The organism is Streptomyces sp. NPDC059909, from assembly GCF_042730885.1.
GTDB lineage: Bacteria > Actinomycetota > Actinomycetes > Streptomycetales > Streptomycetaceae > Streptomyces.
Map to the genome: position 1 here is coordinate 1 of NZ_JBHWKX010000037.1, position 16,680 is coordinate 16,680.

Annotated in this window: 13 protein-coding genes, 3 tRNA genes and 3 pseudogenes; 11 read left to right on the plus strand and 8 right to left on the minus strand. The window is 71.0% G+C overall.

All coding sequences use genetic code 11. The features are described 5' to 3' along the window. The 5 genes and pseudogenes from ACFV9O_RS24090 to ACFV9O_RS24110 form a co-directional block, all read left to right on the plus strand. Window positions 1–738 (plus strand): annotated as a pseudogene (locus ACFV9O_RS24090) (DNA polymerase III subunit gamma and tau); the annotation flags it as partial. Between the two features lie 61 nt (window positions 739–799). After that, window positions 800–2,062, plus strand: a complete 1,263-nt coding sequence (gene purD / locus ACFV9O_RS24095; RefSeq protein ID WP_385421074.1) for a phosphoribosylamine--glycine ligase — start codon at window positions 800–802, stop codon at window positions 2,060–2,062. A gap of 281 nt (window positions 2,063–2,343) precedes the next feature. Continuing rightward, window positions 2,344–4,296 (plus strand): hypothetical protein, encoded by a 1,953-nt coding sequence (locus ACFV9O_RS24100; RefSeq protein WP_385421076.1) that lies wholly within the window; start codon window positions 2,344–2,346, stop codon window positions 4,294–4,296. Between the two features lie 195 nt (window positions 4,297–4,491). Continuing rightward, window positions 4,492–5,949, plus strand: a complete 1,458-nt coding sequence (locus ACFV9O_RS24105; RefSeq protein ID WP_385421078.1) for a N,N-dimethylformamidase beta subunit family domain-containing protein — start codon at window positions 4,492–4,494, stop codon at window positions 5,947–5,949. A gap of 117 nt (window positions 5,950–6,066) precedes the next feature. Next, window positions 6,067–6,966: a phosphoribosylaminoimidazolesuccinocarboxamide synthase gene (locus tag ACFV9O_RS24110; protein WP_385421080.1), complete on the plus strand. Its 900-nt coding sequence runs from the start codon at window positions 6,067–6,069 to the stop codon at window positions 6,964–6,966. Window positions 6,967–7,010: 44 nt separating this feature from the next. Here the strand turns inward: ACFV9O_RS24110 and ACFV9O_RS24115 are convergent. The 5 genes and pseudogenes from ACFV9O_RS24115 to ACFV9O_RS24135 form a co-directional block, all read right to left on the minus strand. Further along, window positions 7,011–7,083, minus strand: a tRNA-Gly gene (locus ACFV9O_RS24115). A 22-nt stretch (window positions 7,084–7,105) separates the two neighbouring features. After that, window positions 7,106–7,655 (minus strand): annotated as a pseudogene (locus ACFV9O_RS24120) (response regulator); the annotation flags it as partial. 500 nt (window positions 7,656–8,155) lie between these two features. Continuing rightward, window positions 8,156–8,228 (minus strand) — tRNA-Gly (locus ACFV9O_RS24125). A 79-nt stretch (window positions 8,229–8,307) separates the two neighbouring features. Further along, window positions 8,308–8,379, minus strand: a tRNA-Gly gene (locus ACFV9O_RS24130). 136 nt (window positions 8,380–8,515) lie between these two features. Then, entirely contained in the window at window positions 8,516–8,845 is a 330-nt protein-coding gene (locus ACFV9O_RS24135; RefSeq protein ID WP_385421082.1) for an Lsr2 family protein, read from the minus strand. 332 nt (window positions 8,846–9,177) lie between these two features. Between ACFV9O_RS24135 and purS the strand changes: the two genes are divergently transcribed. The 3 genes from purS to purL are packed head-to-tail and all read left to right on the plus strand — an operon-like array spanning window position 9,178 to window position 12,346. After that, window positions 9,178–9,423: a phosphoribosylformylglycinamidine synthase subunit PurS gene (gene purS / locus ACFV9O_RS24140; RefSeq protein WP_015035032.1), complete on the plus strand. Its 246-nt coding sequence runs from the start codon at window positions 9,178–9,180 to the stop codon at window positions 9,421–9,423. Continuing rightward, a complete protein-coding gene (gene purQ / locus ACFV9O_RS24145; protein WP_385421084.1) occupies window positions 9,420–10,100 on the plus strand; it encodes a phosphoribosylformylglycinamidine synthase subunit PurQ in 681 nt (226 codons plus the stop codon). Before purS ends, purQ begins: the two co-directional genes overlap by 4 nt. After that, window positions 10,097–12,346 (plus strand): phosphoribosylformylglycinamidine synthase subunit PurL, encoded by a 2,250-nt coding sequence (gene purL / locus ACFV9O_RS24150; protein WP_385421085.1) that lies wholly within the window; start codon window positions 10,097–10,099, stop codon window positions 12,344–12,346. The genes purQ and purL overlap by 4 nt, the downstream gene beginning before the upstream one ends. A gap of 73 nt (window positions 12,347–12,419) precedes the next feature. Here purL and ACFV9O_RS24155 read toward each other — a convergent pair whose 3' ends face one another. After that, entirely contained in the window at window positions 12,420–12,824 is a 405-nt protein-coding gene (locus ACFV9O_RS24155; protein WP_385421087.1) for a nuclear transport factor 2 family protein, read from the minus strand. 134 nt (window positions 12,825–12,958) lie between these two features. Here ACFV9O_RS24155 and ACFV9O_RS24160 point away from each other — a divergent pair, with 134 nt between their 5' ends. Both ACFV9O_RS24160 and ACFV9O_RS24165 read left to right on the plus strand, forming a co-directional pair. Further along, complete coding sequence (locus ACFV9O_RS24160) at window positions 12,959–13,762, plus strand: sterol carrier family protein (RefSeq protein ID WP_385421088.1); 804 nt, start codon at window positions 12,959–12,961, stop codon at window positions 13,760–13,762. A gap of 38 nt (window positions 13,763–13,800) precedes the next feature. Continuing rightward, window positions 13,801–14,619, plus strand: coding sequence for an META domain-containing protein (locus ACFV9O_RS24165; protein WP_385421090.1), 819 nt, complete (start codon window positions 13,801–13,803; stop codon window positions 14,617–14,619). Between the two features lie 41 nt (window positions 14,620–14,660). Here ACFV9O_RS24165 and ACFV9O_RS24170 read toward each other — a convergent pair whose 3' ends face one another. Beyond that, window positions 14,661–14,807, minus strand: a complete 147-nt coding sequence (locus ACFV9O_RS24170; protein ID WP_385421162.1) for a hypothetical protein — start codon at window positions 14,805–14,807, stop codon at window positions 14,661–14,663. 2 nt (window positions 14,808–14,809) lie between these two features. Further along, window positions 14,810–14,878: pseudogene (locus ACFV9O_RS24175) on the minus strand (putative leader peptide); the annotation flags it as partial. A 263-nt stretch (window positions 14,879–15,141) separates the two neighbouring features. Here ACFV9O_RS24175 and purF point away from each other — a divergent pair. Further along, window positions 15,142–16,659, plus strand: coding sequence for an amidophosphoribosyltransferase (gene purF / locus ACFV9O_RS24180; RefSeq protein WP_385421092.1), 1,518 nt, complete (start codon window positions 15,142–15,144; stop codon window positions 16,657–16,659). Window positions 16,660–16,680: the final 21 nt, after the last annotated feature.

Sequence of the window (16,680 nt, forward strand, 5' to 3'; positions counted from 1 at the left end):
GCGACGCCCGCACCCGCGCCCTCCGCACCCGCGGCGCCCGCGGCGCAGCCAGCGGCCCAGGCCCCCGCGCCGGCAGCCGCCCAGGGCGCGGCCCAGGTGCGGAACATGTGGCCCGACATCCTGGAGGCGGTCAAGAACCGCCGCCGTTTCACCTGGATCCTGCTCAGTCAGAACGCGCAGGTGGCCGGCTTCGACGGCACGACCCTCCAACTCGGCTTCATCAATGCCGGCGCCCGCGACAACTTCGCGAGCAGCGGCAGCGAGGACGTGCTCAAGCAGGCGCTCGCCGAGCAGTTCAACGTCCAGTGGAAGATCGAGGCGATCATCGACCCGTCGGGTGGTGCCGGTCAGCCCCCGGCCGGTCCCGGCGGTGGCGGCAGCTACGGCGGCCGGCAGGGCCCCGCCCCCGCGGCGCGCCCCGCCCCGGCCCCGGCGCCCCAGGCGCAGCCGCAGTCCGCGCCCGCCCCGCAGTCGCCCACCTCCCAGCCCCCGCACGCCGCAAGCGCACCGCGGCCACCTCAGGCCGCGGCTGCATCGGCCTCGGCATCGGCCGTGCCCGCTGCCGCGGTCCCGCAGTCGTCGCAGGGGTACGCACAGCCTCAGCCGCAGCCCGTCGCGCCCGAGGACGACATCCCGGAAGAGGACGATCCGGACCTTGTGGACTCCGCACTCTCCGGCCACGACCTGATCGTCCGGGAGCTCGGCGCCACGGTCGTGGAGGAATACACGAACGAGTAGGTGCGGCGGCTTCGGCGGCCCGCACAAGGTCGCCGTCGCCGCGCGGGCTACCCTGGCTGCCGTGAAGGTCCTCGTCATCGGCGGCGGCGCCCGCGAACACGCCCTGTGCCGCTCTCTCTCCCTCGACCCCGACGTCACCGCTCTGCACTGCGCTCCCGGCAACGCCGGAATCGCCGAGGTGGCCGAGCTGCACCCGGTGGACGCCCTCGACGGCGCCGCCGTGGCCGCGCTCGCCACCGAGCTCGAAGCGGACCTGGTCGTCGTCGGCCCCGAGGCTCCCCTCGTCGCCGGTGTCGCCGACGCCGTACGGGCCGCGGGCATCGCCTGCTTCGGCCCGTCCCGCGAGGCCGCGCAGCTGGAGGGCTCCAAGGCCTTCGCCAAGGAGGTGATGGCCTCGGCGAACGTGCCCACCGCCCGCTCGTACGTGTGCACCACCCCCGAGGAGATCGACGAGGCCCTCGACGCCTTCGGGCCCCCGTACGTCGTCAAGGACGACGGACTCGCCGCCGGCAAGGGCGTCGTCGTGACCGCCGACCTGGAGAAGGCCCGCGAGCACGCGCTCGCCTGCGACCGCGTCGTCATCGAGGAGTACCTCGACGGCCCCGAGGTCTCCCTCTTCGCCATCACCGACGGCGAGACCGTGCTCCCCCTCCAGCCCGCCCAGGACTTCAAGCGCGCTCTGGATGACGACGAGGGGCCGAACACCGGCGGCATGGGCGCGTACTCGCCGCTCCCGTGGGCCGACCCCAAGCTCGTCGACGAGGTCATGGCGACCGTGCTCCAGCCCACCGTGGACGAGCTGCGCCGCCGCGGCACCCCGTTCGCCGGGCTCCTCTACGCAGGTCTGGCGATCACGAGCCGTGGCGTACGGGTCATCGAGTTCAACGCCCGTTTCGGTGACCCCGAGACCCAGGTGGTCCTGGCCCGCCTCAAGACCCCGCTCGCGAGCGTCCTGCTCCACGCGGCGCGCGGCACGCTCGACGTCGAGCCCCCGCTGAACTGGCGCGACGACGCCGCCGTCACCGTCGTCATCGCCTCGCACAACTACCCCGGTACGCCGCGCACCGGCGACCCGATCGAGGGACTCGACACGGTCGCGGAGGAGGACGCGCCGCACGCGTACGTCCTCCACGCAGGGACCAGGCAGGAAGGCGACGCGATCGTGAGCGCCGGCGGCCGTGTGCTCTCGGTGACCGCGACCGGAAAGAACCTGACGCAGGCTCGCGAGTGTGCCTACGCGGCAGTCGGCCGTATCCGGCTCGACGGCTCGCAGCACCGTACGGACATCGCACGCAAGGCCGCGGGAGCCGAGCCCACGGCCTGAACCACGGCCTGAACCACGGCCTGAACCACGGCCTGAACCGGGCCCTGAACGACGGCCTGATCCAGGCCTGAACCCACGACCCGGACGACCGTCATCACCTTTGCCCAAAGCCATTCCATCGAGTGACGGCTGCCCCATCCGGATGACGGCCGCCGAAGCCCCAACTAGGGTGCGGCGCAGGCGTTCCGGCACTTGGCCCACCGGCATTGCGATGTCAGGGGCGGGTGCCACAGTGGGGGAGTGAGCTACACCGCCGCAGGGCAGAGGGGGTGAGTCCGGCCGTGTCCGGAACCGGTATCGGTGAGGAGGCGGGTGCGCTGGCCGCGCGCTCCCGGGCCCTCGCCGTGCTGCGCATCCGCAGCAGGGCGCTGGCCGTGGCTCTGCTGCCCGCGGCCGTCGCCGTCGTTCTGCTCGCCGGCGAGGCCACGGGACGTATCGGCGGCGGAAGCTGGGGCACGGCCCGCTGGGTCGTGACGGTCGTCGCGGTCGTGGTGCTGCTCGTCGCTGCGGCCGTTGCCGCGGTGATAGCCCGGGCCAGGCCGGCCGTCAGTCCGACCGTGGAGCTGGCGGAAGAGGCGGCCCCGGATCTGTACCGGCTGGTGGAGGACCTCGCGGGCCGGCTGGACGTCCCCATGCCCTCCGCGATAGCCCTCACGCCGGACTGCGACAGCTGGCTCGAGGACCGTTCGCACCCGGCGACCCATGTGAAGCAGGCCCCCACGCACCCCGGCGCGCGCCACTCCGGCGCGATACCGGGCGGCGTCCGCCGCTCCGCCGACGCACCCGTGCTGGTCATCGGTTCGCCCTTCCTGTGGTGGATGCGGGTGGCCGAGCTGAGAGCCGTGCTCGCCCCGGTCGTCGCCGGTACGGGCCCGTCCGCGCACCCGGACATAGCCGCCGCCCGCCGTTTCGTGCGCGGGCTGGACGCCGCGGTGGGAACTGCCGCCGGGCCCGGGCTCGGTTCGATACGCGGCCCGGCGCTCGGCCTGGCCGGTGCGATCGCCAAGCTCCTGCTGCGCAGCTGCCGCGGCCATGCCGCGGAGATGGAGCGGGGCGTCGCCGCCGCCGCGTCCGAGCGTGCACAGGCTGTGGACTACGGTCTGCGGATCGTCGCCCAGGAGCAGGTCGGGCTCGCCTACGCCGGCTGGGACCGCCTGCTGACCCGGGTCGCGCTCCCCGCCTGGCGGATGGGGCGCTGGCCGTCCCGCCTCGACGCCGGCGTGGTCTCCGCACTGACCGAGCTCTCCCGCCGCGACCGGCTGGCGGAGGGCTTCGCGTCCCGGCTCGGCGAGCGACCCGCCTGCGATCTCCTGGAGGAGCCCGGCGCGGTCGACGAGGCCGCATCGCTGCTGGCCGCACGCCTCTTCCACGGTGGCCCGGCCGAGGGTGGCGCCGACTGGTCCCCAGTGGACTGGCAGGCGTATCCGGAAGAGGTCGTGGACCGTAAGTGGCGCACCGAGGCGGCCCGACTGCACCGTGTCCTGGACGCGATGGGAGTCCGCCCCGTCGCGGCGCCCGCCGGGCCGACCCTCGCCCGGGTCGTGAACTACCTCTCCGGCGCGGGTCCCGGCTGCACTGACGAGGCGGACACCGCCTGCGCCACCGATGACACTCCCGGGGGCCTCGGTGCCTGCCACGTCACCGGGGCGCACGAAGCCTTCGCGGCCGAGGCCGCCGCAGCCGCCGACACGGGTGCATCCGCCGACACGGGTGCATCCGCCGGCGCGGGTGGATCCGCCGACGCAGTCGAAAACGCCGGAATCGGCGATGACGCGGAGATCGACGACGACGCCGACGGTTTCCCCACGTCCGCCGTCCCCTGCGCCGCGCTCGCCGCCGGGATCAGTGCCGAGGTGGCACGCGAAGAGGCCGCGCGCGAGCGCGCCGCGGGCCTCAAGGGGTGCGGCACCCCGGCCGCCGATCCCGCGAGCGGCGCCGCGGCCATGTGGGGCACGGACCCGCTCCCTCTCCTCCCGCTCCTGCCGCCCCGCACCGGCCGCGAGCTGCTCGCCGACCATGTCACCGCCATGGTCTGCTGCGCGGCCGTCGACACCGCGGGCGCTGTGCCCGGACTCGACTGGCTCGACGGCCCGGCCCTCCTCATCCGCGGCGAGCGCAGCGCGGATCTGGGCGGCCGCGTGCTGAGCCTGGTCGAGGACGGCGATCCCGGGCCCCTGCGCGACTGGTTCACGGCCGTGGGAATCCGCTCCGAGAAGCCCGTCCGCCTGGTCTGACGACCGAACCTGAGCGGAATAGCACGTTCCGTTCACGTCAATTCGCGACGAACGGTGACGGAGTGCGCGCGTTATGTGATGTGCTGGGGACAGGCGCTGACAGCAGGCGCTTTCATCATCGGCTTTCACCGGCTACATCAAACGGCCTTGATCACCAATCACCAGCGATCGCGGGGGAATCGAAGGAGGGGCGCCATGGGGGCGGAGCAGATCCGACGGTGGGAATCGGGCGCCCTCGCCCATGCCGTCAGTGACCCCTTCGGCCAGGGCCCGCTGCCCTGGCTCCGCGGCAGCGAGCACTACTTCGACGACACCGGCCAGGTCGTTCCCTGGTACGCGGACCCCGACCGTGGCAAGAGCGCCCGGGGCCCCCGCACCGCCGACGACGTACGGCGCCAGATCAAGGGCTTCGCCTCCAGCGGCGCCGTCGCCCCCGGCGAGGCCATCGACTTCCATGTGACGGTCGACCCGCCCCAGCAGTTCTCCGTCGACGTCTACCGGATCGGTCACTACGGCGGCGACGGCGCCGCCAAGATCACGACCAGCCCCCGCCTCTCCGGCATCGTCCAGCCGCCCCCGCTCACCGCCGAGCGCACGGTCTCCTGCCACCACTGGTGGCTCTCCTGGCGGCTGCAGATCCCCTCCTACTGGTCGATCGGGGCGTACGTCGCCGTCCTGACCACCGCCGACGGGTACCGCTCGCACATCCCCTTCACCGTCCGCGACAGTCACCCCGCCGATCTGCTCCTGCTCCTCCCCGACATCACCTGGCAGGCGTACAACCTCTATCCGGAGGACGGCCGCACCGGCGCCAGCCTCTACCACGCCTGGGACGAGCACGGCCGGCTCCTCGGTGAGGAGGACGCCGCGATCACGGTCTCCTTCGACCGTCCGTACGCGGGTGCGGGCCTGCCCCTCCACGTCGGGCACGCGTACGACTTCATCCGCTGGGCCGAGCGGTACGGCTACGACGTCGCCTACGCCGACACCCGCGATCTGCACGCCGGCCGGGTCGACCCCACCCGCTACCGGGGCCTGGTCTTCCCGGGCCACGACGAGTACTGGTCGGCGCCCATGCGCCGGACCGCCGAGCTCGCCCGCGAGCACGGCACGTCCCTCGTCTTCCTCTCCGCCAACACCATGTACTGGCAGGTCGAGCTCGGCCCGTCCCCGTCCGGCGTCCCCGACCGTCTCCTCACCTGCCGCAAACGCCGCGGCCCCGGCCGCCCCGCGCTCTGGCGCGAGATCGACCGACCGGAGCAGCAGCTGCTCGGCATCCAGTACGTGGGCCGGGTCCCCGAGCCCCACCCGCTGGTGGTGCGCAACGCGGAGCACTGGCTCTGGGAGGCGACCGGTGCGGACGACGGCGACGAGATCCCGGGCCTGGTCGCCGGTGAGGCCGACCGCTACTTCCCGCGCACCCCGCTCCCCGAGCACGAGGGCCGCATCCTCCTCGCCCACTCGCCCTACCAGGACAGTGACGGCGTCACCCGCCACCAGGAGACGTCCCTCTACCGCGCCCCTTCCGGCGCCCTCGTCTTCGCCTCCGGCACCTTCGCCTGGTCCCCGGCCCTCGACCGCCCCGGCCATGTGGACACGCGCATCCAGCGGGCGACGGCCAATCTCCTCGACCGCATCTGCAAGCGCGGCTGAGGACTCCGCCGGCCACGATCGCAACTCCGTCGGCACGGCCGACGACCCCGTCCGCGCCGGTCCGCGTCCCGTACGGGAGAATTGAAGCGCTCCTGGATCAATCTACGCGGAGGAACCGTGTCCGGATTTGTAGAAAAGCCCGAGCCGCTTCAGGTTCCGGGTCTGACCCACCTCCACACGGGCAAGGTGCGCGAGCTGTACGAGACCGAGGCCGGTGACCTCGTGATGGTCGCGAGCGACCGCATGTCCGCGTACGACTGGGTGCTGCCGACCGAGATCCCCGACAAGGGGCGGGTTCTCACCCAGCTGTCCCTCTGGTGGTTCGAGCGCCTCGCGGACCTCGTCCCCAACCACGTCCTCTCCACGGACCTCCCGGCCGGCGCCCCCGACGCCTGGGCGGGCCGCACGCTCGTCTGCAAGGCCCTGGACATGGTGCCCGTCGAGTGTGTCGCCCGTGGCTATCTCACCGGCTCCGGTCTCGCCGAGTACGAGAAGTCCCGCACGGTCTGCGGCCTCGCCCTCCCCGAGGGCCTCGTGGACGGCTCCGAGCTCCCGGCCCCGATCTTCACGCCCGCCACCAAGGCGGCCGTCGGCGACCACGACGAGAACGTGCCGTACGAGGAAGTCGCCCACCAGGTCGGCGCCGAGACCGCTGCCCTGCTGCGCCAGAAGACCCTCGCCGTCTACCGCCGCGGCCGGGACATCGCCCGTGAGCGCGGGATCATCCTCGCGGACACCAAGTTCGAGTTCGGCTTCGACGGCGAGGAGCTGATCATCGCGGACGAGGTGCTGACCCCGGACTCCTCGCGCTTCTGGCCCGCCGACCAGTGGCAGCCCGGCCGCGCCCAGCCCTCGTACGACAAGCAGTACGTACGCGACTGGCTGACCTCCCCGGCCTCCGGCTGGGACCGCAGGAGCGAGCAGCCGCCGCCCCCGCTGCCGCAGGAGGTCGTGGACGCGACCCGCGCCAAGTACGTGGAGGCGTACGAGCGGCTGACCGGCACCAGCTGGTCGTAAGCACGACAAAGCCCCCCGGCCGACCGGCCGGGGGGCTTTCACTGAGCGGACGACGAGATTCGAACTCGCGACCCTCACCTTGGCAAGGTGATGCTCTACCAACTGAGCCACGTCCGCATGCGCCGTAGCGCGGGAACCACTATACCCAACCTCGCTCGCGTGCGAGACGCACCACGACGTGCCGGTTCTCGGCGCCGAGCTTCGCGGCCGCCGACGACATGGTCACGGACCGTGCCCTGGGACAGCGAGGCACGCTGCGTGATCTCCGCGACGAGTGCCCCGTCCCCGGCCGGCTCCAGCACCTCGGCCTCGCGCGCGGTCAGCGGGGAGTCGCCCGCGGAGATCGCGTCCGCGGCCGGAATTCGGGGTCCACGTAACGGGGTTTCCCGCGTGGACCGTGCGGATGATCTCGGCGAGCCGCCGGGCGCTGACGGTCTTCTGGACGAATCCACGCACCCCGGCCACGAGGGCCCGCTTCAGATGTCCCGGGCGGCCATGACTGTTCACGATCATGGTCCGGCGCTCCGGTGCTCCGGCACTCCGGCAGCTCGGTGTGTGGCGATGTGGCCTCATTCACACCGTCGGCTCCCGGTATCCGCAGATCCAGCACCGCCACATCGGGCCGGTGCGCCGGTCCGCACCATCGCGAGCGCCTCCTCCCGGGCGGAGGCCGCCTCGGCGACGACGAGATCGACCCACCGTTTCCGCCCGCGCCGTCCCGGTGATGTCGAGAAGGCCTCTTCGAGCGAGGCCGAACGGCGTCGAGCCCCTCCAGCCGTACGCCGGACTCCGCGGCCCGGCGCAGCAGTTGACCGAGCGCGCCCCGCACGTCGTGCGTGCGGATCCCGATCCGCTGCTCCCGCCGCTCTGCCCGCAGCGTGATCGGCAGCCGGGCGGCGAGCGATCCGGCCCCCTCCAGGCAGTGCGCGATGAGCAGCGCGGTCGTACCGCCGTGGCGGAGTCGCCGCACCAACTCCCAGGTGTCCAGCACCTCGTCCACCAGGTGCGCGCCGCTCGTGCAGCACCTCGGCGCGGCCAGGCACTCCGGCAGAACTCGCCGCGCGCAAGGCAAGGAGTGATTCCGCTCACGGCCTTATCGCCGCAGATGACAAATGTCCGTGCGGGGGCGGTGCATGGGCGGGGGAATGACGAAGGCCCTGGTCGTGATGACCAGGGCCTTCAATCTCTGAGCGGACGACGAGATTCGAACTCGCGACCCTCACCTTGGCAAGGTGATGCTCTACCAACTGAGCCACGTCCGCATTGCTGCCGCTCGGCTCTCACCGGGCGGTGCGCTCACCACTGTACCTGATCCACCGGGGTGGTTGGTACGCGGTGCGGAGCGGGTGACAGGAATTGCACACTGCGCCTTCCCTCTGGAAGAGGGCTGTTCTGCTACTGAACTACACCCGCACGCTCCGTGAGGTCCGGCCTTCCGGCCTCGCCCCTCGGCGTGATCCAGACTCTAGCCCACGTGCGGGGGTGCAGTGCAACTCCGTTGACCAGGGCGAGGTCCCGCGGGTTCTTCTGCCGGTGTTCCGGGGCGTGTTCAGCTCGCTTCGCGGAACGCCTCGTAGACCCGCTTGGGGATCCGGCCGCGGGCCGGCACGTCCATCTTGTTGGACTGGGCCCAGGCGCGGACGGCCGCCGGGTCGGGCTCGAGTGCGGTGTGCCGGTACTCCTTGCGTGCCTTCCCCGCGTGCCTGGACGCCTTGCGTCCCGCCGCCACGTAAGGCGCGAGGGCGTTGCGCAGTTTCTTTGCATTGGCGGGATTCAGGTCGATCTCGTACGACTTCCCGTCCAGGCCGAACGTGACCGTTTCCGCCGCTTCTCCGCCGTCGATGTCGTCGAAGAGCGTGACCACTACGCGCTGAGCCACGGATATCGGTCCTTTCCTGCGGTTTCGCCGTGCCGGGCCGGTCGGATCGCAACCGGATTGCGACCCGTTCGGTGCTGACATGCAGCGATACCGGTATTCCGGCTGATGCGGGGCAATGCTGCTTTCCGCTGTATTCCTTTGTACAGCGGTCGGCGTCGCATTGTGAAGCCCAGCCAATTGCATCAGCGTGTCTTCCGCAATGGGCCGGGGCGGTTTTTCTCTGGATTTTCACATGGGGTTTCGCTGGGGCTCTCGGGATATCTATGCGCGTAGATTTTCCGGGCGGGTACGCTGAGGGAACCGCCTTCAGCACCACACCACCGGGAGTGCCAGTGGCACGCGTCGTAGTCGACGTCATGCTCAAGCCGGAGATCCTCGACCCGCAGGGACAGGCGGTGCAGCGCGCACTGCCCCGCCTGGGCTTCGCGGGGATCGCCGACGTACGTCAGGGAAAGCGCTTCGAACTCGAGGTGGAAGGGCCCGTCGACGACGCCGCCCTCGCCCGCATCCACGAGATGGCCGAAACGTTCCTCGCCAACACCGTGATCGAGGACTTCGTCGTAAAGGTGGAGTCGTGACCGCTCGCATTGGAGTCGTCACCTTCCCTGGAACGCTCGACGACCAGGACGCCCTGCGCGCCGTCCGCATCGCGGGCGCCGAGCCCGTTTCGCTGTGGCACCGCGACAAGGACCTCAAGCAGGTCGACGCGGTCGTCCTCGCGGGCGGCTTCTCCTACGGCGACTATCTGCGGGCGGGCGCCATCTCCCGCTTCTCGCCGGTGATGGGGACGATCATCGAGCAGGCGAAGGCCGGACTGCCGGTCCTCGGCATCTGCAACGGCTTCCAGATCCTCACCGAGGCCCATCTGCTGCCAGGCGCGATGCTGCGCAACAACCACCTGCACTTCATCTGCCGCGACCAGAAGCTGCGGGTGGAGAACGCGGGGACGGCCTGGACCTCCGACTACGAGCAGGGCCAGGAGATCTCCGTTCCGCTGAAGAACATGGACGGCCGCTACGTCGCCGACGAGCGTGTCCTCGACGAGCTCGAGGCCGAGGGCCGGGTCGCCTTCCGCTACCTGGACGGCAACCCCAACGGCTCGCTGCGCGACATCGCCGGCATCACCAACGCCGCCGGCAACGTCGTCGGCCTGATGCCGCACCCCGAGCACGCCGTGGAGCCGCTGATCGGCACCGGCGGCACCGACGGCCTCGGATTCTTCACCTCGATCATCAAGAAGCTGGTCGCCGCATGACTCTGGACACCGTCAAGCACGCAACCGAGACGCCCGAGGTCGAGCAGCCCTGGAAGGAGCTCGGTCTCAAGGAGGACGAGTACGCGCGCATCCGCGAGATCCTCGGCCGCCGCCCGACCGGCGCCGAGCTCGCCATGTACTCCGTCATGTGGTCCGAGCACTGCTCGTACAAGAGCAGCAAGGTCCACCTGCGCCAGTTCGGCGAGAAGGCCCCCGAGAACGACGCGCTCCTCGTCGGCATCGGCGAGAACGCGGGCGTCGTGGACGTCGGCCAGGGGTACGCGGTCACCTTCAAGGTCGAGTCGCACAACCACCCCAGCTACATCGAGCCCTACCAGGGCGCGGCCACCGGCGTCGGCGGCATCGTCCGCGACATCCTCGCCATGGGCGCCCGCCCGGTCGCCGTGATGGACCCGCTGCGCTTCGGCGCTGCCGACCACCCCGACACCCAGCGCGTCCTGCCGGGCGTCGTCGCGGGCATCGGCGGCTACGGCAACTGCCTGGGCCTGCCGAACATCGGCGGCGAGGTCGTCTTCGACCCCTGCTACCAGGGAAACCCGCTGGTCAACGCGCTGTGCGTGGGCGTCATGAAGCACGAGGACATCCACCTGGCGAAGGCGTCCGGCGCCGGCAACAAGGTGATCCTCTACGGCGCCCGCACCGGCGGCGATGGCATCGGCGGCGTCTCGGTCCTCGCCTCCGAGACCTTCGAGTCGACCGGCCCTGCCAAGCGGCCCGCGGTCCAGGTCGGTGACCCCTTCCAGGAGAAGCTCCTCATCGAGTGCACGCTCGAGATCTTCAAGGAGCAGCTGGTCGCGGGCATCCAGGACCTCGGCGGCGCCGGTCTGTCCTGCGCCACGAGCGAGCTGGCGTCCGCCGGCTCCGGCGGTATGCGGGTCGAGCTCGACACCGTCCCGCTGCGCGATGCGACCCTCTCGCCCGAGGAGATCCTCATGAGCGAGTCGCAGGAGCGCATGTGCGCGATCGTCGAGCCGCGGTACGCCGACCGCTTCATGGAGATCTGCGAGAAGTGGGACGTCATCGCCACCGTCATCGGTGAGGTGACGGACGGCGAGCGCCTGGAGATCTTCTGGCACGGCGAGCAGATCGTCGACGTACCGCCGCGGACCGTCGCGCACGAGGGTCCGGTGTACGAGCGTCCGTACGCGCGCCCCGAGTGGCAGGACGCGCTGCAGGCCGACGACGCGGGCAAGCTGCCCCGCCCGGCCACGAGCGAGGAGCTGCGCGAGCAGGTCCTCAAGCTGGTCGCCTCCCCGAACCAGGCCTCCAAGGCGTGGGTCACGGACCAGTACGACCGCTTCGTGCAGGGCAACACCGTGCTCGCCCAGCCCGAGGACTCCGGCATGGTCAGGATCGACCCCGACACCAACCTCGGTGTCGCGGTCGCCACGGACGGCAACGGCCGGTACGCGAAGCTCGACCCGTACACGGGCGCGCAGCTCGCGCTGGCCGAGGCGTACCGCAACGTCGCCGCGTCGGGTGCGAAGCCGCTGGCGATCTCGGACTGCCTGAACTTCGGCTCGCCCGAGGACCCGGCCGTCATGTGGCAGTTCGCCGAGGCCACGCGCGGTCTCGCGGACGGCTGCCAGACGCTCGGCACGCCGGTGACCGGCGGCAATGTCTCGCTCTACAACCAGACGGGCGAGACGGCGATCCACCCGACCCCGGTCGTGGCCGTGCTCGGCGTGATCGACGACGTCACGCGCCGTACGCCGATCGCGTTCGCCGAGGAGGGCCAGCTGCTCTACCTGCTGGGCGACACGCGCGAGGAGTTCGGCGGTTCGGCCTGGTCACAGGTGATCCACGACCACCTCGGCGGTCTGCCGCCGAAGGTCGACCTGGACCGGGAGAAGCTGCTCGGCGAGATCCTGATCTCCGCCTCCCGCGACGGCATGATCGACGCGGCGCACGACCTGTCGGACGGCGGCCTGATCCAGGCGGTCACCGAGTCGTGCCTGCGCGGCGGCAAGGGTGCTCGCCTGGTCGTCCCCGACGGCCTGGACGCCTTCACCTTCCTGTTCAGCGAGTCGGCGGGCCGTGCGGTCGTCGCCGTCCCGCGCAGCGAGGAACTCCGCTTCACCGACATGTGCGGTGCGCGGGGGCTGCCGGCGACGCGGATCGGTGTCGTCGACGGGGACGCGGTGGAGGTGCAGGGCGCGTTCGGCATTGCGCTGAACGAGCTGCGTACCGCGCACTCGGCAACGATTCCGGCTCTGCTCGCCTGACGCCCGGCGAACACGCCTGCGGCCCCGTTCCCCGGGTGGGAGCGGGGCCGCTGTACGTCCGGCCCGGCTCGGCTCAGGCGACCGCGTTCCAGAACGCGTCCGACTCGTCGATGTCCTGGACGCACTCGTCGACATCGGTGATCTTGCCGCCGACGATGGTGAAGAACAGTCCGTTGTTCATCTCGATCCCGCGGTCGCCGCGCTCGGCGAAGGTCCGGTGGAAGGCCATGACGTGTCCGCGGCCGTCGGCGGCGACCGTTCTGAGGTCCGCCCGATAGGTGCCATGGGTCAGCTCGCCGACCTTGCCGTACAGCTCCAGCACCTTGTCGCGGCCCTTGTGGTGCCCGGAGATCGGGTTGTCACCGGGGACGTGGTGGACGACGTCCGCCGTCATCATGGACGCGAGGGTGTCCCAGTCGCCTTTGCCGAACGCTTCGTAGCCGCGACGCACGAGGGCGCTGTCCGGGTGCTCAGCCATGATCGTTTCACGCCTTTCGTAACCGGTTCATCGCTGGTGTCCCGCCCTCTCCCATCCTCCGCCGGGTCCGTACGACCTGCCAGGCGGATGAGGCACCTCCCGGACGAAGCTCCCGGGGAGGCTAGCCTCCCCCCATGCCACCGGCCAGGAAACGCACCCGCAGCTACGACTCCGCCAAGATCCGCGCCGCCGTGCTCGCGCAGTTCGGGCATGTGCGGGAGGCGGTGCGGACGTTGACCCCCGAGCAGCTCGCCCTGCCGACCCGGCTCGGGGACTGGACCGTCCGCGAGCTGGCCGCCCACTTCGCGCTGGCGGTCGGCTCCGTTGTCCGCAGCGTCGAACGGCCGGAGCCGGCGCAGCGGGAAGTCGGCTTGCTGGACTGGCCGTCCATGACGGCAGGGCGGGCCGGTGCCATCGACGAGGACACGCGCGCGATCGCCGACGCGGCCCAGGACCTCGACGCCCTGCACGCGCTGTACGAGCGCACCGCGGCGGAGCTCGCCGACACCCTTGCGGCGACCTCCGACGACCGGCTGGTCGAGGCCCGGACGGGCGCGATGCGGCTCGGCGACTACCTGGTCACCCGCACCGTCGAACTCGTCGTCCATACAGACGACTTGAACGACGCGACCGGTCTCGGCGTCCCGTACGACCGGCAGGCGGTCGCCGCCTGTGTACGGCTGCTCGCGGACGCGCTCGCCGTGAAGGCACCCGGCGGCTCGGTGGAGGTGCGGATCCCCCCGTACGCAGTGGTGCAGTGTGTCGAGGGGCCCAGGCACACGCGTGGCACCCCGCCGAACGTCGTCGAGACCGACCCCCTGACCTGGATCCGGCTGGCGACGGGGCGTACGGAATGGGGCGAGGCGCTCGGCGCGGCGCAGGTGAGCGCGAGCGGGGAGCGCGCCGATCTGTCCGGGCTGCTCCCGCTGCTGGGCTGAGGAGGGAACCGGTGTCTCAGCCGTACCGTCAGACCGACATGCGAACCAAGCTGATCGTCCCTGTCGCGGCCGCCGTGACCGCCGTCCTCACGCTCACCGCCTGTGGCTCGGAGTCCGGCTCGGGGTCCGGTGCGGGCTCGGACGGCGCGGGCGGTTCCGTAGGACCCGAGGTGCCCGTCACCGGCATCCACTGGACCGTCGAGAGCGTCACCGTCGAGGGGAAGAAGACGGCAGCCCCCGAAGGTGCCCATATCGAGATCGGCGCCAAGGGCAGGGCCACAGGCAACTTCGGCTGCAACCACTTCGGCGCCGACGTCGCCGTCGAGGGTGACACGATCACCGTCGAACCGGCCGATACGACCCTCATCGGCTGCCCGAAGGACCTGGAGGCCTTCGAGAAGGCGATGACCAAGGCGTTCTCCGGCAAGCTCACGCTGAAGCGGGCGGACAAGGACCTCACGCTGACGGCGGCGAACGGTGATTCCATCGCCCTGACCAGGCAGACCGACGCCCCGCTCGTCGGCACCGAATGGACGGTCACGTCCCTGGTGACGGGCGACACCGCGGCCTCGCTGCCCGCCGGCACGGAGAAGAAGGCGCACTTCGTCTTCGGCGAGGACGGCTTCGTACGCGGCAGCCTCGGCTGCAACAGCTTCAGCGGCACCGCGAAGATCTCCGGATCCGAGATCACCTTCGGCCGGCTGGCCACCACGCGCAGGATGTGCCCGGGCCCGGAGATGACCCTGGAGCGGGCCGTGGCCAAAGTCCTGCGGGGCACGGTGACGTACGAGCAGCAGCACCGCGGCCTGTCCCTCACTGCAAAGAGCGGCGAGGGACTGGCGGCGACGGCGGGCTGAGCCGGGGCACGGCCCGGAAGGGCCGGGGGTCGCCTGCCTGCCTACGCGTACGTGTCCCGCGCGTACGGGAGCAGTCCCGCGTCCGTCCGCTCCCACGAGGCCCGCAGCTCGGCGAGCAGCGCGGGCTCGGCTGCGGCCCGGTCCGCCTGCTCGCGTACGTCGTGGCCCGGGCGCCGCCGTGAAGCCACCCCTACGCGCAGCGACAGATGGCGCTCGCGACACGGACGAGGTCGACGTGGCGGCGCTGCACGAGCGTGACCGTGTGGTCACCGAGGGGCGCATGGGGCGGGGGCCTTGTCGAGGTCGCGTGAACCTGTCAACGACTGTTCCCGGAGTGTGCACGCCCGCAAGGACCGTGCGGAGAGTGATGTGCGGCACGCCCCCAGAACCCTCTTACTCGCCCGTAGGACCCCCCAAAGGCTTCATTACGCGGCTTTTGGACGAACATCCGACCGTGGTGGCCGCCTCCCGCCGCCCGTCCCCAATTCGGACCAGTGGTCGATCTCGCCTACACTCGGTGGCGTGCCACGTGGTGACGGACGACTCAACCACGACCTGCTCCCCGGCGAGAAGGGCCCCCAGGACGCTTGCGGCGTCTTCGGTGTCTGGGCTCCGGGCGAAGAGGTCGCCAAGCTCACGTACTTCGGGCTCTACGCCCTCCAACACCGGGGCCAGGAATCCGCGGGTATCGCGGTCAGCAACGGCTCCCAGATCCTCGTCTTCAAGGACATGGGCCTTGTGTCCCAGGTCTTCGACGAGACTTCCCTCGGCTCCCTCCAGGGTCATATCGCGGTCGGTCACGCCCGCTACTCGACCACGGGTGCCTCCGTGTGGGAGAACGCTCAGCCGACCTTCCGGGCCACGGCCCACGGCTCGATCGCGCTCGGCCACAACGGCAACCTGGTCAACACGGCGCAGCTCGCCGAGATGGTCGCCGACCTGCCTCGTAAGGACGGCCGGGCCACCCAGGTCGCCGCCACCAACGACACCGATCTCGTCACCGCCCTGCTCGCCGGGCAGACCGACGCCGACGGCAAGCCGCTGACCATCGAGGAGGCGGCCACCAAGGTCCTGCCCGAGGTCAGGGGCGCCTTCTCGCTCGTCTTCATGGACGAGCACACGCTCTACGCCGCCCGTGACCCGCAGGGCATCCGCCCGCTGGTCCTCGGCCGGCTGGAGCGCGGCTGGGTGGTCGCGTCCGAGACCGCCGCCCTCGACATCTGCGGTGCGAGCTTCGTCCGCGAGATCGAGCCGGGCGAGCTCATCGCCATCGACGAGAACGGTCTGCGCACCTCTCGATTCGCAGAAGCGAAGCCCAAGGGCTGTGTCTTCGAGTACGTGTACCTCGCGCGTCCCGACACCGACATCGCCGGCCGGAACGTCTACCTCTCCCGTGTGGAGATGGGCCGCCGCCTGGCGAAGGAAGCGCCCGTCGAGGCCGACCTGGTCATAGCGACTCCGGAGTCCGGCACCCCCGCGGCGATCGGCTACGCGGAGGCTTCCGGGATCCCCTACGGCGCGGGACTGGTCAAGAACGCGTACGTCGGCCGGACCTTCATCCAGCCCTCGCAGACCATCCGCCAGCTCGGCATCCGCCTCAAGCTGAACCCGCTCAAGGAAGTCATCAAGGGCAAGCGCCTGGTGGTCGTCGACGACTCGATCGTCCGCGGCAACACCCAGCGCGCGCTGGTCAGGATGCTCCGTGAGGCCGGCGCGGCCGAGGTCCACATCCGGATCTCGTCCCCGCCCGTCAAGTGGCCGTGCTTCTTCGGCATCGACTTCGCCACCCGGGCCGAGCTCATCGCCAACGGCATGACCATCGAGGAGATCGGCACCTCGCTCGGCGCCGACTCCCTGTCGTACATCTCCATCGACGGCATGATCGAGGCGACCACCATCGCCAAGCCGAACCTGTGCCGTGCCTGCTTCGACGGCGAGTACCCGATGGAGCTGCCCGACCCCGAGCTGCTGGGCAAGCAGCTGCTGGAGACCGAGCTTGCGGGCGGCGCGGACGCCGCCGACGCGCTCCGTCGTCCGTGATCAAGCCCCGTATCTCCACAC